This window comes from Pseudoalteromonas luteoviolacea NCIMB 1942 (genome assembly GCF_001625595.1).
Lineage (GTDB): Bacteria > Pseudomonadota > Gammaproteobacteria > Enterobacterales > Alteromonadaceae > Pseudoalteromonas > Pseudoalteromonas luteoviolacea_A.
This window is the reverse complement of sequence record NZ_AUXT01000102.1, coordinates 1-217: the sequence shown is the minus strand read 5'-3', so window position 1 is coordinate 217 and position 217 is coordinate 1. Positions and strand designations below refer to the sequence as shown.

Below are 217 nucleotides of genomic sequence, written 5' to 3'. Positions count from 1 at the left end.
TTTCTGATTACGGATTTTTTATGGCAAACACTTATTTGTTCAACGGTGTTATCGATGATTCATCACTAGAGTTTATTTTTGAACAGTTGGCTCAACTGTCTACATTTTGTGAACACATTTCTGTTGAGTGGGTTGCACAGGCAGTAGAATTATCAACTAAAGCGACAATCAGGAGACGCAGACTTCCCAGCGATAAGGTGCTTTGGTTAGTGGTTAG

Annotated in this window: 1 protein-coding gene; it reads left to right on the top strand. The window is 39.2% G+C overall.

The window, feature by feature from the left end; genetic code table 11:
* Positions 1 to 20 precede the first annotated feature (20 nt).
* On the top strand, positions 21 to 217 hold a 197-nt coding region (locus N482_RS05630; RefSeq protein ID WP_196765318.1), incomplete at its 3' end, for a transposase domain-containing protein.